Source organism: Sunxiuqinia dokdonensis (genome assembly GCF_001270965.1).
In the GTDB taxonomy this organism is placed as follows: Bacteria; Bacteroidota; Bacteroidia; order Bacteroidales; family Prolixibacteraceae; genus Sunxiuqinia; species Sunxiuqinia dokdonensis.
This window is the reverse complement of record NZ_LGIA01000177.1, coordinates 1-23,386: the sequence shown is the minus strand read 5'-3', so window position 1 is coordinate 23,386 and position 23,386 is coordinate 1. Positions and strand designations below refer to the sequence as shown.

Below are 23,386 nucleotides of genomic sequence, written 5' to 3'. Positions count from 1 at the left end.
AATGATCCCATGAAGAGCCTTTTTTTGAGCTTGTTTTTCCTTCTTGCCGTGTTGTCCGCCGGCGGACAGTCGTTGACGGATTTACGCGCTAAAAAGGACAATACAACGAAAGTTATTCAGTACACGTCCACCCTGCTTCAGGAAGCCGAAAAGAGCGAGAAAGCCACCCTGGGCAGAGTTCAACTGCTCAACACGCAAATACAGAATCGTAACCAACTGATTCAAAGTCTGAACGATGAAATAAAACTGCTTGAGCGCTACATTGACGAGAATACGCAGGTTTCAGAAATGCTGAAGTCGGATTTGGAAACCCTCAGGAAGGAATATGCGGCCATGATCCGGTTCGCCCGAAAAAATAAAAACAGTTACGACATGCTGATTTTTCTGTTGTCGTCCGAGAATCTGAACCAGGCCTACAAACGAATGCTGTACCTGAGGCAATATGCCAAATACCGGAAGTCGCAGGCCGAAGTGATTCAGACCATCAGCGGTTTGCTGGACGAAAAAGTGGTTGAGTTGGAACAACAAAAGCAGGAGCAAGCCCAGCTGTTGGCCAGTAAAAGCGATGAAGCCCGGCGATTGATGGGAGAAAAAAGTGAACAGAGCCGACAGGTGCAGAGCTTGCAGCAACAGCAGCGCGACTTGCGCAAAAAGCTACGGGAACAGCAGCAGGAACAGGAAAAATTGGATCGCGAAATTGAACGTTTGCTGGCGGAGGAGGCAAAAAAAGCCCGCGAAGACGGCGCGCTCGAGATGAGTCCGGAGCAAAAACTGCTGGCCGCTGGCTTCGAAAATAACCGCGGCCGCATTCCATGGCCGGTCGAGCGGGGTGTCATCACCGAACGCTTTGGTGTTCATGCGCATCCGGTGTTAAAAAACATCCAGGTGAAAAGCAGCGGCATAGAAATAACAACCCAAGCCAACTCTGAGGTCCGTGCCGTATTTGATGGTGAAGTGAGCCGCGTGTTTGCCGTTTCGGGCAGCAACATGGCTGTTATCATTCGCCATGGAAGCTTCCTAAGTGTCTATTCCAATCTCAAAGAGGTCAATGTGGCAGCGGGCCAGCAGGTCAAAACAAAGCAGAAAATTGGCACTGTTTTCTCTGATGAAAATAAAGCCGCACTCAAATTTCAGGTGTGGCGCGAAAACCAAAAAATGAATCCGGAAGAGTGGATTAGCAAATAGAGCCGGTCAGAAAAAATTCGCACAAAAGCTCACAAATTGGCCACCCGGGTCAATGCTTTAATATCCAGCAGTTTTATTTTCCGTCCTTGCAACTCAATCATTTTATCTTGTTTAAACTCGGACAACAGCCGGATCACGCTTTCTGTGGCAGTACCAACAATATTGGCAAGTTCTTCACGGGTGAGCGAAATTTGCAGGGTGTTTGAGTTGTCGAGCTCAAAGCTATCCTTCAGCAAAAGCAATACCTCGGCCAGGCGCTCACGAACGGTTTTTTGAGCAATATCCGTGATGTAATCGTTGGCCTCGCGCAGTTCCTTGCATACAATTTGCAGCATGTGGTGCGAAAACTGCCAGTTACTTTGAATCAAAAACTGCAAGGTTTGGTAGGGAATATGGCATAAAACCGCTTCTTCAATCACTTTGGCGGTGGTACAGGCCAACTCTTCACTCAGCAAGGACCGGTAAGCAATAATTTCACCTTTTTTGGCAAAGCGGATGATCTGTTCTTTCCCGTCAATTCCGGTCTTAAAAATCTTAACAATACCTTTCGTAACACAATAGAAACCCGTCAGCCGGCTGCCTTCGCGGTAAATAATACTCCCTTTTTTATACAGCGAGCAGGTTTTATCGTAGTTCAATTGTGTAAACTCTTGTTCGGTCAATTTTTTAAACAACTGAAAACCTGAAAGTTCACATTCTTCTTCTGAGGGTCTATTGATTGAACTTCTCATGTATTGCTATTTATTAAGAATGAATTAATAAAGATGAAAATCGGTCTTAAATATACAAGTAACATTTATATTTGTAAAACTATTTATTTAGATATTTTCATACCTGAATTGTCAGGATATGCAAAATGTTAACTTTCTAAAATTCAATTATTATGAAACATATCGTTGATTTGGCATGGAAAGAAAACATGGCTTTTGAAACCGAACAGGATGGTCATAAACTGATTATTGACGCCGGAACTGAAAGTGGTGGCAACGATTTGGGACCGCGTCCCAAGAAGCTTATGCTGACGGCCTTGGCGGGTTGCACCGGAATTGATGTCATCTCCATTCTGAAAAAAATGAAGATTGTACCCGATGCTTTCCGGGTGGTGGTGGAAGGCGATGTGACCGAGGAGCACCCCAAAAAGTATGCGGAAGTGAAGGTGATTTACGAGTTTAAAGGCAAAGATTTACCACTCGATAAACTGGAAAAAGCGGTCAATCTTTCCGAAGAAAAGTATTGTGGAGTGAGTGCCGTTTACCGCGATTCGATGAAAATGAGCAGTGAAATACGGGTGATTGAATAAAACTTCATGAGCCAGGTGAATCTTTTTAATGACGATGAGGAACGGATTTTCACAATCATGAAAATCTGTGATTTGAAAGATGAGGAGCGGAGGGAAAACCAGCTGCCTCACCTTCATAATTTCTATTCCATTTTTTGGATACAAAGCGGGCAAGCCGTTCATGCGACTGATTTTGTGGAATATGTCATTGAAAAGGACACTTTGCTTTTCGTTCCTCCCGGCTTAAAACATCGCATGGTTTTGGATCAGATTGCAGGCGGTTTCTCCATTCTTTTCAACGAAGAATTTGCCCGCTACAATCGCAAAAACTACACGCCTTTTAAAGAGTACGACCTGTTTAATAATCCCGAGTTCAGAAGCATCATTAAAGTTGAAGGCGCAGTAAAAGACCAACTGAACGCTTTAATCAGTTTGATGACTGAAGAAGTTCAGCAGCCGGATAAGTACAGCGCTGATGCGGTTCTGAACTTGTTGCATCTGTTTTTGCTGAAGTCCATCCGGGTTTTCGAAACACAATACCAGCCCGCACTTGCTGATGCCGAACAAACCGACAGCTTTTCCATTATTCGTTTCAAAGAACTAATAGAAGAAAACTATACCCGGGAAAAAAGTGTTTCGGCCTATGCTGATATGTTAAGCATGAATCCGACCTGCCTGAATGAGGTGACCAAGAAATCGGCAGGAATTACAGCCGGTGAAATGATTCGTAACCGGATTATTGAAGAAGCCAAGCAGAAATTGTTTGCCACTAACATGAGTGGAAAAGAAATTGCCTACCTGCTCGGATTTGATGATCCGTCCTATTTTAGCCGCTTCTTTAAGAAGTATACCGGGCTAACAATCAAAGATTTTCGCGATAATAGCAGAAAAAAGTACCATTAAATCTTATTTTTGTCCATTTTCTGAACATATAGCTTGATGTATTTTTATAACTGAATATTAACATTTAAAACAAGACAGTTATGAAAACAACAAAGATTAAGACATGGGCCTTTTTGAGCCTCGCACTATTGGTAAGTTCAGGAGTTTTTGCAGGCAACTACGTGGTTGATGCTTCGAAAAGCACCGTAGGCTGGCACGGTAAAAAAGTAACCGGTGAACATCATGGCGCCATCGATATCAAAGAAGGATCGCTCGAAGTCGTTGACGGTGAAATTAAGGGTGGCACGGTAACCATTGATATGCAGTCAATTACCAACGAAGATATTACCAATTCGGAGATGAACGGAAAATTGGTTGGCCACCTGAAATCAGACGATTTCTTTTCAGTTGAAACTTATCCAACAGCAACGCTGGTTTTAACAGATGTGAGCAAGTCTGGTTCAAACTATACGTTTACCGGGGATTTAACGATTAAAGGAACCACAAAGCCAGTTAGTTTTCAGGCAAGTTCAACAACCGAAGGCGATGCCGTAAAAGTCGAGGGTGAAATGATTATTGACCGTTCAGATTATAATGTTCGCTACGGATCAAAATCATTCTTTGACAACTTGGGTGATAAGATGATTTACGACGATTTCACGCTGAATTTCGTTGTGGTAGCAAAAAAATAAATAAAGAAAGGAGGGAACAATGCCAATTGTTCTTTACAGATCAGAAAGCAGGGGAGCGGCAGATCATGGTTGGTTGAAAAGCCGGCACACGTTTAGCTTCGCCAACTATTACTGCCCTTCGCGCTTAAATTTTGGAGCCTTGCGGGTGTTGAATGATGATTGGGTTCAGCCCAAAATGGGATTTGGAACACATCCGCACGATAATATGGAAATCATTTCCATTGTTTTGGATGGACAGCTGGAACACCGCGACAGCATGGGAACCGGTTCAATCATCAAGCCGGGCGAAGTTCAGGTCATGTCAGCGGGTTTGGGCGTGACGCATTCGGAATTTAATTCGTCGCAGGATGAGCCGGTAAGCTTTTTTCAAATCTGGCTTTTCCCCAACAAAAAGAATGTTCAGCCGCGGTACGATCAGGCCTATTTTGACCCGGCCAGGCTCGAAAACAAGTGGGAAATGATTATTTCGCCCGATGGCGAGAAGCAGTCGATGTGGATTCACCAGGACGCCTGGTTGCATTTAGGCAACTTCGAACCGGGGCAGGAGATTGAATACCAGTTGAAAGATTCAAAAAATGGTGTTTTTCTGATGGTTATTGAAGGTGAAGCGGTGGTTGATGATTACGAACTTGCAAAACGCGATGCTGCCGGACTAACCGAAGTAGGAGAGAAAATCGCCATCAAAATTGAGAAGTCAAGCAAACTTTTGTTGCTGGAAGTCCCAATGAACGTGTAGCTTTTTAAAAGGAGAAAGAAGGAAACCCTGGGTAAACACTCAGGGTTTTTTATGGCCATATTTCTGCAATGTCAGTCGGCAAAGCATCAACTCGAATAAGCCGAATGTCGAAATCAGTCCGGTTTTCGCCCTTAACTTCAAAAACCGCCTTAAAATTGGTGGTACCTAAGTTAGCCAGTTCCTTCGCGAACGCTTTCATTCGGTTTCTATCGGTAAAAAACTTGGTCAATGCCATGTTCCCAATATCCTGGTCGCAAAGGAAAAACAACACGCGTCGCCCGTCCGGAACGGCGAAGTGCGCTACCGTGGCGTGCTCATAACTTAAATATGGCGTCGAACGATTGTCAAAAGTCAGGCTCGAGTCGGGCGTGTGATATTGCAGCAGCGTTTTTTCGATCTGGTACACCAATCCCAGTTTTTCAACGGTACTTTTCAGTTGTTGCAGGGTTTTGAATGAGCCGATAAACAGCAGGTTCCGGTTGCGAAAATCGTCAACAACCGTGCGGGACGAATAATCCATTTCAAGATCAAAATTTTCTCCGCCAAAAAGCTGCATCAGGTAAAACAGGCCAAGTGGAGCCTGATTGTTGATATAAGTGAGGCTGGATTTTTCCCTGTGCTCCATCAACTCCGGGTGTAGTTTCATGTACTCGTCAAAGTCCATATCCGAGTTGATTTGGTTGTCTCGCATGGTTACTGTTTCACCGGAAGGCAGATCTCCTCTGAAAAAATAGTGGTCGCCAAGCACCATTCGTGTCGGAAAGTCATTCGACAGAAAGTTGTTCCAAAAGTCGATTTTTACCGGATTCACAGGGAAAAGAAAATGAAACACCAACACGCTGAATAAGACGATCAGGCTTGCCACAAAAAGCATGGGAGAAAACCGGTAAACCTTTTTTTTCAGTGATTTGATGGGAGAGTGTTTAAAGTTTAGCGAATACTGGCCCTTGGGCAATTCAAAAATTACTTCATCATCCTGGCCCTCCTGTGCATGGTATTCCTTCAGTTTTTTACGAAGATTGTGCATATACACGCGCACATTGATTTCTTTGTCAGGATCGTATTTTTTGCCAAACACATCGGCGGCAATCTGGAATTCCTTGGGAGTTTCACCCTTAAGTGAACAGCTCACCAAGTACTTCAGTAGCTCTTGGTTGACCGGTGATTTCGAAAAAACACGGCTTTGCGTTACGCGCTCAAGCGCCTGCCTGATATGTTTGTGGTCTTTAGTCAATGTGTTGATAAACAGTTTTGTAAAATTAAATTTTAACGTTGACTTTACGGCTTAAATCGCTTATCTTTTCCAAAAGTAGCAAGAACAAGGTATATTCAGAATAGAAATCAAAATTAATTCCATTAATCTCCTTTCATTTTCGAAAGAAATATGGTTGGAACTAAAATCTTAAACGTATGAAAGCATCTAAAAACTTAAATCGACGTCATTTTTTGGGCGCTGCCGGAACCTTAACAGCCGGTGCGCTTTTGGCCAATCCCATGCAATCCGTTGCTAAACCAGCAGCTGCCAAAACTAAATTGGCTTTGGTCGGAACAGGAATCCGGGGTACAAGCTTCTGGGGAAAAAATATCGTGGATAACTATTCCAAGGAAACAGAGTTTGTTGGTTTGTGCGATCTCAATCCCGGTCGGCTTCAGTTTGCCTTGAATTTTATGGGTGTGAAATGCCCGGTGTTTACTGACTTTGAAAAGATGATCAACGACACCAAGCCGGACGTTGTGATTGTGACCACCATGGATAGCAACCACCATGAGTTCATTATTAAGGCCTTGGAGATGGACTGCGATGTGATTACCGAGAAACCAATGACAACCGATGAAATTAAATGTCAGGCGATTTTAGATGCGGAGCGTAAAACAGGCCGGAAAGTGATTGTGGGATTTAACTACCGCTACGGACTTCAGTTTTCAAAATTGAAGGAATTACTTGTTGACCGCGAAGTCGGAAAAATTACTTCTGTCGATTTTCACTGGTATCTGAATACTTATCATGGCGCTTCCTATTTCCGCCGCTGGCATGGCGAACGCGATAAAGGCGGCACTTTGCTGGTGCATAAGGCAACCCACCATTTTGATTTGCTGAACTGGTGGATTGATTCGGATCCGGTGGAAGTCACCGCTTACGGGGAACTGGAGCACTACGGAAGTAACAACGAATTTCGGGGCGCCAACTGCCGTTCGTGTGCTTATACCGACAAGTGTAAGTTTTACTGGGATATCATGAAAGATCAACGCTCGGTTGACTTGTATGTGAAAAATGAGAAATACGATGGCTACATCCGCGATAACTGCCTGTGGCGCCACGATGTGGATATTTACGATAAAATGGCGGTTCAGATTAAATATGCCAACGATGTGCAGGTGAGCTATTCGTTGACAACCTATTCGCCGTACGAAGGCTTTAAAATAGCGTTTAACGGCATGGATGGACGTATTGATTCGTGGGAAGGCATCCCGTGGCGTGAGAAAGAGCGCGTGAGCCAGGCCGAATTGCACGCGCGCGAAATGAATCAGAATGCTGAAGAAGATGACTCCGCGTACGACGAAATCATCGTGATGAAGAATTGGAATCCCGATTACGAATTGGTGAAAGTACCGCGGGTTCGTGGCGGTCACGGTGGTGGCGATGTGCGTTTGCAGGACAAGATTTTTAAAGATCCCAACATGGCTGACCCGTATAAACATTCTGCGGGAACACGCGATGGTGCTATGTCCGTTTTGATTGGAGTGGCCGCCCGCAAAAGCATCGAAGAAAAACGTCCGGTGAAAATCGCTGAATTGACCGATATTAAGATCAGTCGAACACGAGGCTGATGCTTTTTTCAGATAAAGAATAAGGACAGAAAGGGGAAGTTGATTGGTTAAACTTCCCCCTTTCTGTATTTCATCTCGGCAAAGTTATGCGTTTCATTAGTTACTAAACCATAGCGACCCAATCGACTTTCGCCTTTTCCGGTGGATTTCTGATTATTGAATAGCTATTTTTCGCATTTAGAGCTTCTTTCATACAATCAACGTACGTGTCTTTAATGGAGTTGAAAAACAGAATGGAAACGCTTATTTTATTTTGTAATTTTGAAGGAATCTGAAATGAGATGCTATGAAATCGATCAATCCATTTACCAATAAAGTAATCGAAACCTATTCCCAACATTCAGATGCTGATGCGAAACGTATTGTCAAAGCTGTGGATGTAGCTTTTAAAAGTTGGAAAAACACCAGCATGGAAGCGCGCAGCAGCTACCTGCTCAAACTGGAAGAACAACTGCTCGAACAACAGCAATCGCTGGCTGACTTGATTGTTTCGGAAATGGGCAAGGTAAAAAAGGAGGCTTTGGCGGAAATTAAGAAATGTGCCTGGGTGTGTCGTTATTATGCAGAAAATGGAGCTGGTTTCTTGGCTCGTGAGCCCATCGCCTCAGATGCGTCCGAATCGTTTGTCAGCTTTCAGCCGTTGGGAACTGTGTTGGCGGTGATGCCCTGGAATTTTCCCTTTTGGCAGGTGTTCCGGTTTTTGGCTCCCGCCTTAATGGCGGGGAATACCGCGGTTTTAAAACATGCCAGCAATGTGCCGGGCTGTTCGCTGGCCATTGAAAAACTGGTGCAGGATGCCGGCTTGCCCAACAATGTTTTCCGAAGTTTGCTGATCGGCGGCAAGTCGGTGAAGCAGGTCATCGAAAATCCGAAGGTGAAAGCGGTAACGCTTACCGGAAGTACGCCGGCCGGCAAATCGGTTGCTGCCGCCGCAGGCTCGGTGTTGAAAAAGTCGGTGCTCGAACTGGGGGGCAGTGATCCTTACCTGATTTTGGAAGATGCCAATATTGAAGAGGCTGCTGACCTGTGTGCGACCAGCCGCCTGCTCAATGCCGGACAAAGTTGTATTGGTGCGAAACGGTTTATTGTGGTTGAACAGGTTTACGAGCAGTTTCGCGATGCCTTTGTGCAAAAGATGCAAGCTGCTCAATATGGTGATCCTCACGACGAGAAAACGGCGATTGGCCCCTTGGCTCGGATTGATTTGCGTAACGAGTTGCACGGACAAGTCAGTGCCTCCGTAGCTAAAGGAGCCAAAATCCTTTGTGGTGGCTACATTCCCGAACACGAAGCTGCTTTTTATCCGCCCACCGTTTTGGAGAATATTGAAGCTGGCATGCCCGCTTATGACGAAGAACTGTTTGGCCCGGTTGCTTCCTTGTTTAAGGTGAAAACCGAAGCGGACGGTATCCGGATTGCCAATGATACGATTTTTGGGCTGGGAGCCGGGGTGTTTACCAGCGATTTGGAACGTGGAAAGCGGCTAGCCGAAAAAGGGTTGGATGCCGGCTGTGTTTTTGTCAACGATTTTGTGAAATCAGATCCCCGCTTACCTTTTGGCGGAATTAAGGAAAGTGGGTTTGGGCGCGAGCTTTCCGTTTTTGGCATCCGCGAGTTTGTCAATATCAAAACCGTAGCCGTGAAATAGCTTGGTCGGAATTCATGCCTCAGGTGTAGTTTCGTACAAACCAGCCAAAAAGCAGGATGAAAAGGCCAATAAAAATCAGCAAAAACAACCGGTCGTTCGTGCGTTGGCGGACTGATTCGCGCTTTATTTTTTCCAGGAATGATTTTTTTCTGAAGTCGGATACGGGTTTATATTTGAGCGGAATTGTTTTGCCTTCGTAAATTCCCGGTTCATTCTTCTGAAACGGATTATTTCGTTTTCGGAGTTCCCGGTTGGCTTTCATCCGGGCAATCATATCGGCTACATGACCAGCACTGCTGAGAAACATGGGCGTGAGTTTTGATAAGCAATTTATGACTTATTATTCATTCGACCAATCGAGCAATCGTTTTTCTCCGCTTAGTTTTTGAATGTCGCCAATTTCTTGGGTGACTTCAATTACACCTTTATAATGGCCTTGTTCATTCCGCACCGCAAAATATTGAATCAGAATTTTTTCAGTTTTGAAATTAATCCAAAAGCTGGCTTGATCTTTTTGCCCATTTCGGAAAGCGGCTACGATCTCTTCGACCACGTGGACACTTTCGGGCGGGTGGCAGTTGTGAACCTGGCGCCCAAGAATGGCTTTTGTCCTCGGGAAAATCCGCTTTTTCGGTGTTGAAAAAAAACGCACGGTGTCGTGTTCGTCAACATAGGTAATATCGACGGGAAGGTGATTAAAAATCCCAATGATTTGTTCGGCGCTTAGCTGGCCTGTTCCCAGATTGACTGAAGCTCCATCGATAAAAACAGCCGACGAAACAGCTTCCGTCTTTTCAGGCGAAACGAAGGGAAAGCCAATTTCCTGGCTGTTGATGAGCATTTGATGGAGGGCTTCCTGCGGAATGGTTTCCAGGATATGCGGAAGCAGAATCCGTTCTTCGCGAAAGCGGATGGCAAAAAGGTTGAAAAACAGATCGCCCACGAGCTTGTTTGTCTTTTTCAGGTCGAATTCCGATTCGTCCAAAGCGGTGCCCAAGTCTTTCATCTGTCGGCGAATATCATCGTGGTACGACCACATCAACTGCACACAGTGAAAGTCGGGCCAGTGTTGTTCCAAGGCCGGAAACAGCACATTTTCCTTGATTTGGTAGTGTTGATCAAACAAACGAAGCTGGACAAGTTTCTCTTTTAGCTGTTGGCGCGCTTCTTGGTCATCCGGGTTTTGATTCAAACTTTTTACCGCTGTCTTCATCGATTTCAGCAGGTTTTCCATGGCCGTGTTGTTTCGGGTCAGCACATCCAAAAAACTTCCTTCTGCAGGTTTTATGGCGGGGTAGGCCATTAATGGCGTATGAAACAGGTGAAGAATTTTGTTGGTCGCGGTTTTTAATACGGAATAATCTTGATTTTGGTGTTCATTGACCAGCACATCAAAAAGCGTAATCACTTCGGATGGAATGACTTGGCTGATCAGCTTCTCATTTTCTTTCACCAACTTTCCCTTGTCGTTGGTCGTCATCATCTCGCGGGCAAAGCGGGCCAGCGCACACACCCGATCCTGTTTCTTATTGGTAAATTCAGACATGGCATTTCTTAATTTGGCGGCAAAATAAGAAAAATTTGGGAAGCGCAATTTCTGGCCGGGAACAGCGGAGGTCTGGAGCTGTTAGTTGCCTGTGTTCTGCATCGAGTTGAGTTGCTTGAGAATATCTTCCGCTTCAACGTAGCGTTTCTCCGCTTCGCGACGGTTAATTTTCGAAAGCTCATGGTAGGCTTTCATCAGCTGATTGTATTTGGCCTGAAGCTTTTCAACTTCTGATTTACGTTTGAAAAATCGAAACATGGTGCTTAGGATTTAAATTGTTTGTCGAGCCAATGGTAACGGTAGTTGAAAATTGATTGCAGTTGCCTGCGCACAAACAACCGATGGGCGAGGTGCCCGAGCCAGCCCAATGGGAGCTTGTAACTCACCCGGTCGGTGACCAAAACACCCGACGCTGTTTCAGCAAAATGATGTTCGTGATGCCACATGGTGTAGGGCCCAAAGCGCTGCTCGTCAACAAAAAAGTGCTTGTCATGAACCTGGGTGATTTCAGTTACCCAATTCGTAGTGAAGCCTTTAAACGGAGCCACACGGTAAGTGATGATTTGCCCGGCATACATGGGCTTGGGTTCTCCCGAAGTAATCCGAAACTGCATGTGTGAGGGCGTAATTCGTTCGAGATTGGCCGGGTTGGAGAAAAACGCCCAGGCTTCGTCGAGCGAAACCGGGAGCGTTTGTTCAACCAGCAAAGTGTAAATTCCAGCATGTTTTTTAATGGTCATCATGGCGTTGCTACAATGGGATAGGCATTGCTTCAACTCAAACAAGAGCAGCATTAAATTTGTTTAATGATAGTCATAAATAATTAAACAAACGAAATGGAGTTTTATGATTGACTTTGTCAATTGCCTTGGTCGCGGGTGTTTTCCCAACGCGCAAAATTCAAGGAAGAGAAAAAGCCCATCAGCATGCCGTCAAATATTCGTACGGCTTGCAGGCGGGTGAGTGCGTAGTTTATTTTCTGCTTTTCAAGTTCGATATTCTCCTTTCGGTTTTCCAGAAATCGGCGAAAGTCAGCCTGGCTTTGTTCCAGGTTGTTGATGCGTTCTTCGTTTGGGTTGAAGGCCAAAAAGGAACGAATGCTGGTATTCTCCCAGTTGAAATCTTTGGCATAGTCCTGAAGTAGCGATTCGGCCTGATTGGGCAGTGAATTTTCCCAGTTGGTAAAGGGTTTTATGAGTTCCAAAAGGTCGCGGCGTTTGGTTTTGTCGGTCGATTTTTCCAGTTGATCGAGCTTGATGGATTGTTCATTCACCAATTTTTCCAGTTCATTCCAGGCGCTTGCGAGCGTTCTGAAATCGGCCACATCACTCACAGCTTGGTCGCTGGGTAATCCAATAAAGAAAATATCAGAGTGCTTGTTTGGTTCATTCGCCACAAGGTATTCTACCCGATCTTCGAGCTGGCCCACAATGTTGCGCAGATTCTGAATCTCAGGTTGAATAGCGGTAAATTCAAAGTTGTTGAGCAGGCTTTCAATTTTGTTGTAAGATTCCTGGATGGCATTCAGCTTTTCCTCCACGACCTGGTCGTGGTTTCCGGCAGCTTTCACATTGGGCGTGGCAAACCATTCGTTGGTATTGCCCTGGATATGCAAATAAATCGTGGCCTCGGCTACGTCGGTTTCTGTTTTGGTTGTGGTGCCGTTGTCGTAGCTCCAATAGGTTGAAATTTTCACCTTGATGTAAGTTTTTTCCACTTTGTCAACTGGAATAAAGACATCGGTTTGTTGTTTATTGATCAGGTCATTGTTCACCAAAAGCTTGATTTTGGTGTCTGACTCCAGATCAATTTTCTCATCCACCATCTCCCATTTGTGTAGCACGCCGTTTTTCTCGTAAATCAATTTGTTGTATCCCCGCGAAATGATTTTCGCATCGTCTCCCAAATCAGCATAAGTATCGGGGAACTGGACGAAATCGGCACGACCGCCCTTGGCTTGGGTAACCAGAGTGAATTGTTGCCCTTTGTTAACATCAACTTCGGAACCGTCTGGAATATACCTTCCTTCAATAAACAGTTCCACAAAAGGTTTTCTCAGAGGTTCAGCACTAAAAACCGATCCGAATGCAACAAGCAGAATGAATGATAAAACAGCGATTTTCTTCATAGCAATTCAAACTTGATAAACGGTTAAGGTTCTAAATTTAGTGAAATCGGAATCGCTTTCAAATAATTTAGAGCAGCTGCTCTATGGGCAACTTTTACTTTTTGATGATTTTTTCTGTTTTACTGAAAGATTGGCTGTTGAGTTTCAAAATGTAAGTGCCGCTCATTAAGTTGGTTAAGTCGATTGTTGCTGATTTTCCCGGCGCTGAAATCTGTTTGACCAGGCTTCCGTGGATTGAGTATAAATAAGCCTGATCGATTGCAGAGGGGGATTCAAACCGGATAAAATCGCTGGTCGGGTTGGGATAAACCCGGATTTCATCAGTTCGTTCGAGGATCGTATTTTCAGTCACAATGTGGGGTTGCTCAAACTGCCGGGTCGAAAATAAATGGTATTCGCCGGGAGCCAGTGTAAACTGGACGTTGGCCGAGCTGACCTCGCGAGTGGTTTCCTCAAAATAGTTGTACCACGTGCCCGTCTTTGGAAAAGTGACGGTGATTGCGTTTTGCGTGACACCAAAATTACCAACAGCAACCACATAATTCTCACCACTTTTTAGCTGGTACGTTTTGGTGTTGCCGGTAAGCGAATAGGTAAAGTCGTTCGTCTGAAATTCTTCGTAGGTTTGTTTCAGGTAGTTCAGTTTAGCAATTACCTGGAACAGATCGGTTCGGTTTTCATCTTCAGTATATTCCCATTTGATGGGTTTTTCACCCAAACGACCACCCGCATCAATTGAAATATCGTAAGCCAGTTCGCCAAATTGCCAGATCATTTTCGGGCCGGGCAGCGGAATGAAAAACACATTGTTCAGCTCCAAACGGTCGGTGGCTGTTGCCAAGGTTTTGGTATTGTAGGTGCCGGCTGAATTGCCGTATTGCAGGAGTTTATAGGTCAGACGCTCTTCATCGTGGCTTTCCATGTATGTAACCAGGTTCGGCTCGTTCCAGTTGCGCTGTTTGTAAAGGCCCCAACTCAAGTCCGAGTTGGTGTTTTCAACATAGCCCATGGCTGCTTCGCCATAGTTGTGGTTGATGTTGCCCCAAAGCATGATCCCATAATCGGCCAGTTCCTTTTCTTCTGAATTGTCAGCGAGGTGTTCAAAAATGATGATCGCGTCGTCGTTTTGTTCCCAAATTTCGTCGGCCATGCGTTTCAGGTTGGCAATTCGGCTGGCATCGTAGGCGCTGCCCCAGTCGGACGGGCCGTAGGTGGTATTCGAAAAACCTTTGGTAAAATCGAATCGGAAACCGTCGATCTTATATTCGCTCATCCAGTAGCTGTTCACGCTGTCTACCAGTTCGCGGGTAAACTCACTGTCGTGGTTAAAATCGTATCCCCACTGCGCATCGGGATTTTGGAAATTGCTGGTTTCGTTGTACCACGGATTGTTGGCTGCGGGGCGGTTCAGCTGGTCGTTCCAGTACAAACGGGCCAACGGACTCAGGCTGTAACTGTGGTTCAGCACCATGTCAATCACCACGGCAATGCCGCGTTTGTGACATTCATCCACCAATTTTTTCAGCTTGTTTTTGGTGCCGTAGTATTTGTCGGGGGCAAAATAAAACGATGGATTATAACCCCAGCTGGAGTTTCCTTCAAACTCGTTCACTGGCATCAGTTCCAGTACGTTGATGTTGAGGTCTTCGAGATAGTCGAGCCGATCAATGACGTTTTGGTAGCTGTGGTCGGTATCAAAGTCGCGGATTAATAGTTCATAAATGACCATTTCGTTTTTATCGGGCGCCTGAAAATCGGCGACTTCCCACTGGTATTGTTCCTGCCCGGTTTGGAGAACGGCTGCGATTCCACTGGTTTTGTCGGCCGGGTAGGACGGCAGGTTTGGATAAACTGAACTTTCAATGTATTGATCGTTCCAGGGGTCGGCTATTTGGTCGGTGTAAGGGTCGGCAATTCTCAGTGAACCATCAACCAGGTATTGAAAAAGGTACGGCTGTTCGGCCTCTAAATTATCGATGGTTAGCCAAAAGTAGTCGCCATCTTTTTTCATTTGGTAGGTTTCGTTGATTTGCCAGTCGTTAAAATCACCCAGCACATACACAAATTCTTTTTCGGGGGCCCACAAAACCAAGCCGGCCGATGTGTCGTCAGGGTAGTTGATACCCTTTCGGTAGGTGGCGGGTTTTGGTTCGAGGGTAAGATCTTCCTTGATGTACACAGCGATGGAGTCGTACACCGTTTCTTCACCCACCGTGAGGTGCGCGATTAGCCATTGACTGCCTGATGCGGTGAATTGATGGGTGGTCGAGATTTCCGTGCCGGTGGTTTCGGCCAGTTGGGTATCATCGGCAAAAAGCAACAGGGAGCCTTCGACTGAGGAGTTTGCTGAAATGGTCACTGCCTCATTCTTTTTCAGAATAGTCTGCTCGTTAGGGCTGGTGAGCGAAACATTCAGGCCCGCTTCATATACATCAATAAACAGGTCGTTGGTTTGCTGGGAGCCATCAGCCGAGCGAAAAACAAAAGCCAGCTGAACGACTTTTTCTGTGGAAAGGACACTGTAGAACGTGTTAATATCAGGCGAAATCACCAGCTCATAAATGCCATTACCTTGATGGGTGAGCTTGGGTTGGGAGGTATTATTTCCCCAAGTTCCGATCACATGCTGCCATTCCGTGTTTCCTTCAATTTTTACACCGGTATGAGCATACAAATCGCCGGTAAACTGACCGAGCCTGCTTTCGTCTGATGAATCGAAAGTGATGGTCACTTCTTGTGAAGCTACCGGAAATGCCGGGCTGGTCGCGATTTGCGCACGAGCTTGAAAAAGTATGAAGAACGATATTGATAGGAGGAAAGTCCGGATTCCCATGGCTCTTGTTTTAAAAATTTGTACTGAGGTTGAAATAAAAGGTTGCCCGGAACTTCCGGGCAACCTTAAGCATAGAGATTTTTGCAGCTTAGTTTTTTGTAAATGTTAAGGTCCGTTCAGCCAAGCTAAACCGGATGGTGTAGTTTCCGTCACCATCGGGGGTTGACATGTTTGGATCGCCACCTTCGAAATTCAACATTTCGTATTTGAATTTAAACCCGCTGTCCCAATTGCCTGCCTCAGCAAAAATTTTGAAAGCATCGCCGGCCAACAAATCCGTCGTCAGCGTCCATTCTTTGTTGGTATCGTCCCAAGTCATTTCAATACCTGCGTTGATATCCCATCCGTTGGGAGAACCAACCAAATACATCTTTCTGGTTGCCATCATTTCTTTGGTGTAGATCATATTATATGTGTCGATGGTCAACTTATAATATCCTTCCCCCGGAGTTGAAATGTTTGGATCCCCGCCTTCAAGAGATAGTTCGCCAGGTTTGCCTGTTGCATCAAACTCTTTATAGCCGGAGTTCCAATTTCCGCTTTCATAAAAGAATTTATAGCCTCCGGAAGCATTCATGTCAACATAAGTCACCCATTTTCCTTCTCCAGCATAAACCATATTAAACCCATTGTCGATAGACCAGCCCGCAGGAGTAGCATCTCCAACAAGGATCATCTCGGCGTCCAGAACAGAGTATTTGTAGGAACTGGCATCCGCATCATACCAAACAGCAATTCTATATAACTGATAATCCGAAGAAGTGTTTGTGCTTGGAATATCTTTGTTTTCTCCACCAAGCAAACCTCCTTTAGGATCTTCGGAATCGTTAATCCGGCCCATTCCATTATCCCAACTGCCTTTTACCGGGAAGAATTTAAAGTATCCGTTTTTTAACGGAACATACCCCATGTAAGCGTTGTGACCCGGGCGCCATTTTAACTCAATGGCATTGTCGATATTCCAACCAGCTTCCGTGGCGTCTCCCACCAGGTAAATTGCGGCCTCTTCGATTTTGTAGGTGCCTTGATTCAGGTCAAGCGTTACGAAGTATGTTTTGTCTCCTCCATCAAAGGTGATGTTGCCGTTTTTGCCTTTTGGCCCGATGATGCCTTCGTAACCATCGCCTCCAAGGTTGCCCCAATCCAGGTCGCCCCAGCTTGGCTGGCCCACAAACTTGAGCATGGCGCCATCTTTAATCATCGTTTCAAGCGTGTACACGCCTTCTGATTTCATGATCATGGCTGGCGAATTATCCGGAGCCCAGCTGGCTACGGTGTCGGCATAGTCGCCCACCAGGTAAACCTGAGCCGGATCGAATGTATAGGTGGTCGCTTCGTGCACAAACGGAGCAATGGTCAGCTCGCTGTTGGTGAAGTCGGCTTTTACTTCGTACCAGCCGGTTTCGCCTGTAAATTTGAAGTTGCCATCGTCATCGCCCGCTGCTTCAATATTGGATGAAACCGTAGCAAACTTGCCAAAGTTGTAGCTAAAGCCATCATCAGCCTGTTTGTCCGAAAAGCGGAATGAACCGTCCTGGGTCAACTTCAGGTATTTGTAGAACACATCGCCGTCTTTGTGTGAGGCCAGCGCATCGGCACTGTTGAACCCAACCGGCGTAGCTGTTCCCATCATGTAGAGCGCTTCTGGTACAGGCACGTCCAGGTACGGAGTTACTTTCATTGAAAAAGCGGACGTGTACAAATTGGCCAGATCTTCGTTGGCAAAAGCCCGGATGCGCAATTCAATTTCAACTTCCTCAGCAGGGTTGTATCGTTGCATAAGCAAGGCGTTCAGCGCGCCAATCTTCACATCCATTTCAGTCGCTGCCGTCCGGTCAAATTCCAAGGGACTGGCGAATTCATTTCCTTTTGTATCCAGCTGAAGATAATACCGGACGCCGATTTTGTCAGCATAAGTTGCTTCCGACCAGCTCAGCGAAACCAGCTTTTCACCTTCAAGCCGTTTAAACAAAACCGTGTCGATATCTGCAGGAGGCTCGCTGGTCCAGTTCGGTGCTGTTCCTTCAACAATTGAGGTGACCGGCGGTGTCATGAAGTCGTCTTCGCAGGACCATGCAAAAACCGCCAGTATCAGAATTAGGAAATAACTTATATTTTTCATTTCTATTGAATTTTACCAGTTTGATTAATAAAGTCGAGCTCAATGGTTCTTTCGCCTCCATCGATATTCACCCTGTCCTGATCGTTGCCATCAGCCCGGTATTCAATTTTCCCATCCAGGAAGATGAATTCGGCATGCCACCAGTCGGCCGCGGAAATGTAGGGGTGTGTTACATGAAGTCTCAATTCGCCACCGATTAGACTTTTGGTCAACACCATGGTTTTGTTTTCGGTGTCTTGTTGAAACCTGTTCTCTTCGATTACTGAACTCACCGGCCAGGCATCGACATTGGGGCCGGTAATGTAAACGTTGGCGGGTTCAATCAGCAGCGTATTGGTGGCCAGGTTGACACCAACCGTGTAGTAGCCGGCTGTTCCTGGAACAGGAATGTCCTCGCCTCTGTTGTCAGTGGTTCCCAGGGTGTATTCGCCATTCACCGGATCACCGACTTTTCCAATCACCCCTTTGTAGTCTACATCAGAGCAAAGTTTAAAGGTTCCGGTAGCTTCCATCCACACAATAATCCACGAGTCATCGGGTTCGCTGTGCACCTTATTCAGTTTGAGCTTATTATTTTGGGCAATGCGTCCTACGCCATCGCCAAACAGGTAGAAGGTGTTTGGAGCAAAAAGGATGTCCAAATATGGTGTTGTTGCAAAGCTGACGACAGAAGAGTAGAGGGTATCCACGCCAGCAAGTGAGTAGGTCATAATTCTGGCTGAAACCGTTGTTTCTTCGTCCACAGGCAACTCCAGTTCTTCGGTTAGGAATTCATTAAAAGCCCCCACGGTAAATGAGAAGGAATTGTCAGAGGCGTTTACATCGAAGGTGGCCGGATTGGCAAAGTCGGCCGTGGTGGCAAACTGAAGTTTGTGCGTTTTTACAATCTCTACTCCGTACGAAGCAGGCGTGTATGAAACGTTGATCGTTTCGGCCTTTTTGTCTTTTGATATGGCCAGGCTTGTGCCAAAGCCTTGAATATTCGTGGCAGGGGCATAGACCGAGTCATTCAATTGGGTCATATCATCGTCTTCGCAGGAAACGATCGTCACTGCGAGGAGCATTATGAATAGATATCTTAGTTTTTTCATTGCGTTCAAATTAGTTTGATTAATAACCTGAAGTTGGCGTTAAGTTCGGGTTGGCGCTCAAATCTGAATCCGGGATTGGGAATACGTTGAATTTATCGTTAACAGCCATACCGTCTTTTACGGCACCTTTCCAAGGCCAGATGTAATCTCCGCCAGCTAGTTTTCCAAAGCGTCGCAGGTCGGTTCTCCGGTGGCATTCCCAGTAAAGTTCGCGTCCACGTTCATCCAGAATAAAGTCCAGGTCGAGGTCGGCTTCAGCAATATTTCCTGAATCATCGCCATAAGCCCGTTCTCTGATATCATTGATATAGTCAACGGCGGTTGCCATATCGCCGCCACTTCCGCCGCGAACAACTGCTTCGGCATACATCAGCAGGGCATCGGCATAACGGAACAGCGGAAAGTCGGTGTCTGGGTGCGAAAGGTTGCTGCCAACCACACCTCCGGAAGTGATGTTTTTGAATTTCCGGGAAGCATAACCGTGTCTGAAATTGAAGATGTCGTCAATTTCCTCGTTTTGTCCTTCGGTCCAAATAATGGCCCGGCGATCGGTTTCGCCTGACAAGTCGCTAAACAGGTTTGTGAATGCTTTGGTCATCCGGTTACCACCCCATCCGCCATCAACGCCCGACTGGGAAGCCGGCATGTCGCCACCAATGGTGGAGTGAATCAGGAAGGTCATGCCACCCCAGGTTTGCGTATGTTCGCCATCGCTGGCCAAGGGGAAGATAATTTCATTGGTCCGCAAATGATTGTCGGCCAAAAACAGGTTTTGGTATTCCGGCTCCAGGCTATATCCAGCATCAATAATCTTGTTGGTGTAAGTGATGCACTCGGTGTATTTGGCTGTTCCGGTGTAGGTTTCGGCATTCAAATAAAGTTTTGACAGGATCATCCAGGCCACGGCTTGATCGGCCCGTCCGTATTCATTGGTCCGCGGAGCAGCCAGATCATCTTCAATGGCAGTCAGTTCACTTTCAATATAGTCGAAAAGCTGTTGCGAGCTGGCTTGTTCGGGGAAGAAGAAGGAGCCTACCGGATCTTCATCGGTAACAAACGGACCGGTGCCAAACATGTCGAGCAGGTGCCAGTAAGCCAATGCTCTTAACAATCGGGCTTCGGTATTATAGGCTTTAAACTCATCTTGTCCGTTGGTCAGCGAGATAAGATTATTGCAGTACGAAATTTCCAGGGTAATCCGATAATACATGGCTGTAACAAACTCATTCGAAGCGGTCCAGTCCATATCGTGGAGGTCGCGCAAGTTTCCATCGTTCCAGGCACAGATGGCTTCGTCGGTGGTCAACTCCTGGTGATTCCACAATTGGCGGAGGTAGGAGGAGAAGCCGCCGTCGATACTGCTAATATCCGGGTTTCCATCAACACCGGTTTGCCCGCCAACAACAAAAGCACCATAACATTTGGCCAACATCCCTTTGTAGGATTCGTCATCGGTTAACTTGTCGGCAGTTAACAGGTCTTCGTCCAGTGGCAGCGTGTCCAGATCATTCACACAGGACACCATGGTTGCCAATAACAGGAGGAGTACCCAAATTGTATTGTTAAATTTTGTCTTCATAATTGTGCTCTTTTAAAGATTAAAAACCTACGCTCAGTCCGAATTGGTAAATTCTCGGACGAGGATAAACATCATTGTCAATTCCATTGTCCACTTCCGGGTCCAATCCGTCATACTTGGTAATGACAAACACATTTTGCACGGAGGTATATAATCTGAGGTTTAAATCAGTGCCTGTTGTCTTTTTCAATAAATCCTTGAAATTGTATCCCAGCGTCACATTATCCAGGCGGAAGAAAGAGGCATCTTCCAGGAAATAATCAGAGTATTGCTGAGCGGTTTCAAATTTTGAATAGTTAATTTCGGTCGGCAGGTTGGTCAGGTATTCGTTCACTGTCAATTCCTGGTAGCGTGCCCCAACAATGACGTTGTTGTAAATCTGTCCACCGATGGCAGCGCGGGCGTTAAATCCAAAGTCGAAGTTTTTGTAGTTGACCATGGATGAGAATCCCATAAACACGTCAGGAACCGGAGAATCTGCATAGTATTTATCGTCAATGGTGATTTGTCCGTCGCCATTCTGGTCCACATACAGACCTTCAATGGGTTTTCCATTGGCATCGTAAACCTGCTCGTACACATAGAACGTGTTTAGCGGATGTCCAACGGCATGGATCTGGATGTTGTTTCCAACACCAACACCGCTAATTCCTCCTGTTTCAACACCCCGGTACGAAGCGTCGTCGTAGTTGGTGAGCCGGGTCACCTTATTTTTGTTGTGTGTCAGGTTGAAGCTCAGCTCCCAGCTCAAGTCCTGCTTACTGATTGGGATGGCATTTACGGAGAATTCGATCCCGTTGTTTTCCAAATCACCCACGTTGGTCAACAGGCGGTCGGTAAAGTTCGTTCCGGCAGGGACTGGAATGGTGTTCAACAGGTCTTTCGTTTCCCGCTTGTACACGTCAATGGCTCCGGATAGCCGGTTGCCGAAGAATCCGAAATCCAGACCGATATTGTAGGTCGTTGTTTTTTCCCACTCCAAACTTTGGTCGTAACCATTCGGGCGAATGAGTGTGTAGAACTGGTTTCCGAGTTGATATTGGGTTCTGGAATCACTCAGCTGGTAAATGCCCAGGTAAGGGTAGTCGCCGCTGTTCAATTCCTGCTGGCCGGTAATCCCGTAGCCCAGTCTCAGTTTTAAATTGCTCACTGCTGCCAGTTGGTCCATGAAAGGTTCTTCAATAATGCGCCATCCCAAAGCCGTGGAGGGGTATAGTCCCCAGCGATTGTCTTCATGAAAGCGCGACGATCCGTCGTTCCGCACGGTGGCGGTCAGCAGGTATTTATCTTTGTAGGAATAGTTGGCCCTTCCGAAGAATGAAACCAACACGTTTTCCGTTTCGTCTTTCGAATCTTCAATCACTGTATTGAAACGATCCACTTCATAGGCAGAACCGTATGACCAGAAGCGTTGCCATTCGTAGCCGGCCATCGCATCAATGCGGCTGTCGATTTCGGGTAATACCTTCTCATAATTCAGGTAGAAATCAAACAGTTTGTTTTCGCGTTCCTGCGTATAATCGCGGGCCACTCCCGACGATGCTGTTCTTACCCAGGCGGCTTCCGGGTCGGTCATCACGGTGCCTTCACTTTCTGACTTGTCCATCCCCACTTTTACCGTAGCGGTAATGTCAGGGAAAAAGTGCAGTTTATAGCTTACTTGAGCATCGGCGATGTACCGGTCCACTTCCGATTCGTCTCTTCGCTGTTGCAGTTGCGCCACGGGGTTGCGTGTGCCGTTCACGTTGCGCGAACCGTCGCTGGTGAGCCAGGTGGTGTACCCGCCATAGATTCCCGTGTTGTTGAACACCGGTTTGGTCGGGTCAAATCGGAGGGCACTTCCAATAGCGCCTCTTTCGGCGAAGCGGTTGCCCACGATGGTATATTTGATTCCGGCATTCAGCTTCAGGTGATTGTCAAAAAAGCTGGGAGTCACTTTAAATGTTCCGCTTTTTCTGTCCATGGAAGAAGTTCTTAAAATACCGTATTGATCGGTGAAACCAACAGAGGCACGAATTGGAATGGAGCCCAGTGCGCCCGAAACACTCAGGTTGTGGTCTTGGCTAACGGTATTCTGAAAGATTTCATCCTGCCAGTTGGTACTGGCATTTCCCATTAAAGCGGGGTTGACAGAAGAATGGGTCTCGGCCCTGTTGTTGACCAGGGTGCGGAACTCATCAGCCGACAGCACATCGATATAATCGACCACTTCGTTGACCATGACTTTGGAGTCGAGCTGGACCCGGATGTCCTGGTTGGCTTTTCCCTCTTTTGTGGTAATCAGAATCACTCCGTTTGATGCTCTCGATCCGTAAATAGCAGTTGAAGAAGCATCTTTTAAAACAGTAAAGGATTCGATGTCGGCGGGGTTGATGGAGGTCAGTACGTTGCTCATCCCGTTAATGGTCCGGTTGTCAATGGGCATGCCATCCACCACAATCAGCGGATCATTGCTTGCCGACATGGACGAACCGCCGCGAATACGGATTTTGGTTGCCGAGCCGGGAGCTCCGCCTTCGGTTTGAATTCGTACACCTGATACTTTTCCCATGATCAAATCTTGCGGTGAACTGGTCGATCCCTGGTTAAAATCGGATGATGAAACGGAAGAAACGGCACCGGTGGCATCACTCTTCCTGACCTGTCCATAACCAATCACCACCACCTCATCAAGTTGCTCCGTATCAAGGCGCAAGGCAACATTCAGGGTTGAGGTCTCACCAACAACATGCTCGGCAGTTGCGTAGCCAATGTACGAAAACTGGAGGGTTGCCCCTTGTTCAACAGTCAAATTATAGTTGCCTTCAAAGTTACTGATCGTTCCGGTTGTTGTTCC

Annotated in this window: 19 protein-coding genes; 7 read left to right on the top strand and 12 right to left on the bottom strand. The window is 46.3% G+C overall.

What is annotated here, in order from left to right; all coding sequences use genetic code 11:
• Window positions 1-9 precede the first annotated feature (9 nt).
• A complete protein-coding gene (locus NC99_RS15655; protein WP_082326521.1) occupies window positions 10-1,185 on the top strand; it encodes a murein hydrolase activator EnvC family protein in 1,176 nt (391 codons plus the stop codon).
• A gap of 29 nt (window positions 1,186-1,214) precedes the next feature.
• Here the strand turns inward: NC99_RS15655 and NC99_RS15650 are convergent, their stop codons facing one another.
• Window positions 1,215-1,916, bottom strand: a complete 702-nt coding sequence (locus tag NC99_RS15650) for a Crp/Fnr family transcriptional regulator (protein ID WP_053185714.1) — start codon at window positions 1,914-1,916, stop codon at window positions 1,215-1,217.
• 152 nt (window positions 1,917-2,068) lie between these two features.
• On the opposite strand from NC99_RS15650, the gene NC99_RS15645 reads away from it, so the two are divergent.
• From NC99_RS15645 to NC99_RS15630, 4 genes are all read left to right on the top strand, one after another.
• On the top strand, window positions 2,069-2,485 hold the full coding sequence (locus tag NC99_RS15645; RefSeq protein WP_053185710.1) for an OsmC family protein: 417 nt from the start codon (window positions 2,069-2,071) through the stop codon (window positions 2,483-2,485).
• A 6-nt stretch (window positions 2,486-2,491) separates the two neighbouring features.
• Window positions 2,492-3,367, top strand: coding sequence for a helix-turn-helix domain-containing protein (locus NC99_RS15640; protein WP_053185707.1), 876 nt, complete (start codon window positions 2,492-2,494; stop codon window positions 3,365-3,367).
• Window positions 3,368-3,447: 80 nt separating this feature from the next.
• The gene (locus NC99_RS15635) at window positions 3,448-4,038 is read left to right on the top strand and encodes a YceI family protein (protein ID WP_053185704.1); all 591 of its coding nucleotides are present in this window, start codon (window positions 3,448-3,450) and stop codon (window positions 4,036-4,038) included.
• A gap of 19 nt (window positions 4,039-4,057) precedes the next feature.
• Window positions 4,058-4,774 carry a pirin family protein gene (locus NC99_RS15630; protein ID WP_053185702.1) on the top strand — a complete coding sequence of 239 codons (717 nt, stop codon included), beginning with the start codon at window positions 4,058-4,060 and terminating at the stop codon, window positions 4,772-4,774.
• 49 nt (window positions 4,775-4,823) lie between these two features.
• Here the strand turns inward: NC99_RS15630 and NC99_RS15625 are convergent, their stop codons facing one another.
• Window positions 4,824-6,008, bottom strand: coding sequence for a helix-turn-helix domain-containing protein (locus NC99_RS15625; RefSeq protein ID WP_053185699.1), 1,185 nt, complete (start codon window positions 6,006-6,008; stop codon window positions 4,824-4,826).
• 176 nt (window positions 6,009-6,184) lie between these two features.
• Here NC99_RS15625 and NC99_RS15620 point away from each other — a divergent pair, with 176 nt between their 5' ends.
• Window positions 6,185-7,603: a Gfo/Idh/MocA family oxidoreductase gene (locus tag NC99_RS15620; RefSeq protein ID WP_053185696.1), complete on the top strand. Its 1,419-nt coding sequence runs from the start codon at window positions 6,185-6,187 to the stop codon at window positions 7,601-7,603.
• Window positions 7,604-7,889: 286 nt separating this feature from the next.
• A complete protein-coding gene (locus NC99_RS15615) occupies window positions 7,890-9,251 on the top strand; it encodes an NAD-dependent succinate-semialdehyde dehydrogenase (RefSeq protein ID WP_053185693.1) in 1,362 nt (453 codons plus the stop codon).
• A gap of 19 nt (window positions 9,252-9,270) precedes the next feature.
• Here the strand turns inward: NC99_RS15615 and NC99_RS15610 are convergent, their stop codons facing one another.
• From NC99_RS15610 to NC99_RS15565, 10 genes are all read right to left on the bottom strand, one after another.
• Window positions 9,271-9,558, bottom strand: coding sequence for a hypothetical protein (locus NC99_RS15610; protein ID WP_053185690.1), 288 nt, complete (start codon window positions 9,556-9,558; stop codon window positions 9,271-9,273).
• Window positions 9,559-9,591: 33 nt separating this feature from the next.
• Window positions 9,592-10,797, bottom strand: coding sequence for a DUF438 domain-containing protein (locus NC99_RS15605; protein WP_053185687.1), 1,206 nt, complete (start codon window positions 10,795-10,797; stop codon window positions 9,592-9,594).
• An 81-nt stretch (window positions 10,798-10,878) separates the two neighbouring features.
• A complete protein-coding gene (locus tag NC99_RS21960; RefSeq protein WP_053185684.1) occupies window positions 10,879-11,055 on the bottom strand; it encodes a Lacal_2735 family protein in 177 nt (58 codons plus the stop codon).
• Window positions 11,056-11,060: 5 nt separating this feature from the next.
• On the bottom strand, window positions 11,061-11,591 hold the full coding sequence (locus NC99_RS15595; RefSeq protein ID WP_239684466.1) for an SRPBCC family protein: 531 nt from the start codon (window positions 11,589-11,591) through the stop codon (window positions 11,061-11,063).
• Between the two features lie 65 nt (window positions 11,592-11,656).
• The gene (locus NC99_RS15590; RefSeq protein ID WP_053185678.1) at window positions 11,657-12,925 is read right to left on the bottom strand and encodes a hypothetical protein; all 1,269 of its coding nucleotides are present in this window, start codon (window positions 12,923-12,925) and stop codon (window positions 11,657-11,659) included.
• A gap of 94 nt (window positions 12,926-13,019) precedes the next feature.
• Window positions 13,020-15,758, bottom strand: coding sequence for an alpha-amylase family glycosyl hydrolase (locus NC99_RS15585; RefSeq protein WP_053185676.1), 2,739 nt, complete (start codon window positions 15,756-15,758; stop codon window positions 13,020-13,022).
• A gap of 88 nt (window positions 15,759-15,846) precedes the next feature.
• Window positions 15,847-17,880 (bottom strand): SusF/SusE family outer membrane protein, encoded by a 2,034-nt coding sequence (locus NC99_RS15580; protein ID WP_053185674.1) that lies wholly within the window; start codon window positions 17,878-17,880, stop codon window positions 15,847-15,849.
• 2 nt (window positions 17,881-17,882) lie between these two features.
• Complete coding sequence (locus NC99_RS15575; RefSeq protein ID WP_082326520.1) at window positions 17,883-18,971, bottom strand: SusE domain-containing protein; 1,089 nt, start codon at window positions 18,969-18,971, stop codon at window positions 17,883-17,885.
• A gap of 19 nt (window positions 18,972-18,990) precedes the next feature.
• Complete coding sequence (locus NC99_RS15570; RefSeq protein WP_053185667.1) at window positions 18,991-20,550, bottom strand: RagB/SusD family nutrient uptake outer membrane protein; 1,560 nt, start codon at window positions 20,548-20,550, stop codon at window positions 18,991-18,993.
• A 19-nt stretch (window positions 20,551-20,569) separates the two neighbouring features.
• On the bottom strand, window positions 20,570-23,386 hold a 2,817-nt coding region (locus NC99_RS15565; RefSeq protein WP_053185661.1), incomplete at its 5' end, for a SusC/RagA family TonB-linked outer membrane protein.

Excerpts from the sequence above, each read along its gene's own strand:
- NC99_RS21960 (WP_053185684.1), bottom strand. The coding sequence starts at position 11,055 with ATGTTTCGATTTTTCAAACGTAAATCAGAAGTTGAAAAGCTTCAGGCC.
- NC99_RS15605 (WP_053185687.1), bottom strand. The coding sequence starts at position 10,797 with ATGTCTGAATTTACCAATAAGAAACAGGATCGGGTGTGTGCGCTGGCC.
- NC99_RS15650 (WP_053185714.1), bottom strand. The coding sequence starts at position 1,916 with ATGAGAAGTTCAATCAATAGACCCTCAGAAGAAGAATGTGAACTTTCA.
- NC99_RS15635 (WP_053185704.1), top strand. The coding sequence starts at position 3,448 with ATGAAAACAACAAAGATTAAGACATGGGCCTTTTTGAGCCTCGCACTA.
- NC99_RS15630 (WP_053185702.1), top strand. The coding sequence starts at position 4,058 with ATGCCAATTGTTCTTTACAGATCAGAAAGCAGGGGAGCGGCAGATCAT.
- NC99_RS15645 (WP_053185710.1), top strand. The coding sequence starts at position 2,069 with ATGAAACATATCGTTGATTTGGCATGGAAAGAAAACATGGCTTTTGAA.
- NC99_RS15570 (WP_053185667.1), bottom strand. The coding sequence starts at position 20,550 with ATGAAGACAAAATTTAACAATACAATTTGGGTACTCCTCCTGTTATTG.
- NC99_RS15620 (WP_053185696.1), top strand. The coding sequence starts at position 6,185 with ATGAAAGCATCTAAAAACTTAAATCGACGTCATTTTTTGGGCGCTGCC.
- NC99_RS15595 (WP_239684466.1), bottom strand. The coding sequence starts at position 11,591 with ATGCTGCTCTTGTTTGAGTTGAAGCAATGCCTATCCCATTGTAGCAAC.
- NC99_RS15640 (WP_053185707.1), top strand. The coding sequence starts at position 2,492 with ATGAGCCAGGTGAATCTTTTTAATGACGATGAGGAACGGATTTTCACA.
- NC99_RS15655 (WP_082326521.1), top strand. The coding sequence starts at position 10 with ATGAAGAGCCTTTTTTTGAGCTTGTTTTTCCTTCTTGCCGTGTTGTCC.
- NC99_RS15585 (WP_053185676.1), bottom strand. The coding sequence starts at position 15,758 with ATGGGAATCCGGACTTTCCTCCTATCAATATCGTTCTTCATACTTTTT.
- NC99_RS15580 (WP_053185674.1), bottom strand. The coding sequence starts at position 17,880 with ATGAAAAATATAAGTTATTTCCTAATTCTGATACTGGCGGTTTTTGCA.
- NC99_RS15575 (WP_082326520.1), bottom strand. The coding sequence starts at position 18,971 with ATGAAAAAACTAAGATATCTATTCATAATGCTCCTCGCAGTGACGATC.
- NC99_RS15590 (WP_053185678.1), bottom strand. The coding sequence starts at position 12,925 with ATGAAGAAAATCGCTGTTTTATCATTCATTCTGCTTGTTGCATTCGGA.
- NC99_RS15610 (WP_053185690.1), bottom strand. The coding sequence starts at position 9,558 with ATGTTTCTCAGCAGTGCTGGTCATGTAGCCGATATGATTGCCCGGATG.
- NC99_RS15615 (WP_053185693.1), top strand. The coding sequence starts at position 7,890 with ATGAAATCGATCAATCCATTTACCAATAAAGTAATCGAAACCTATTCC.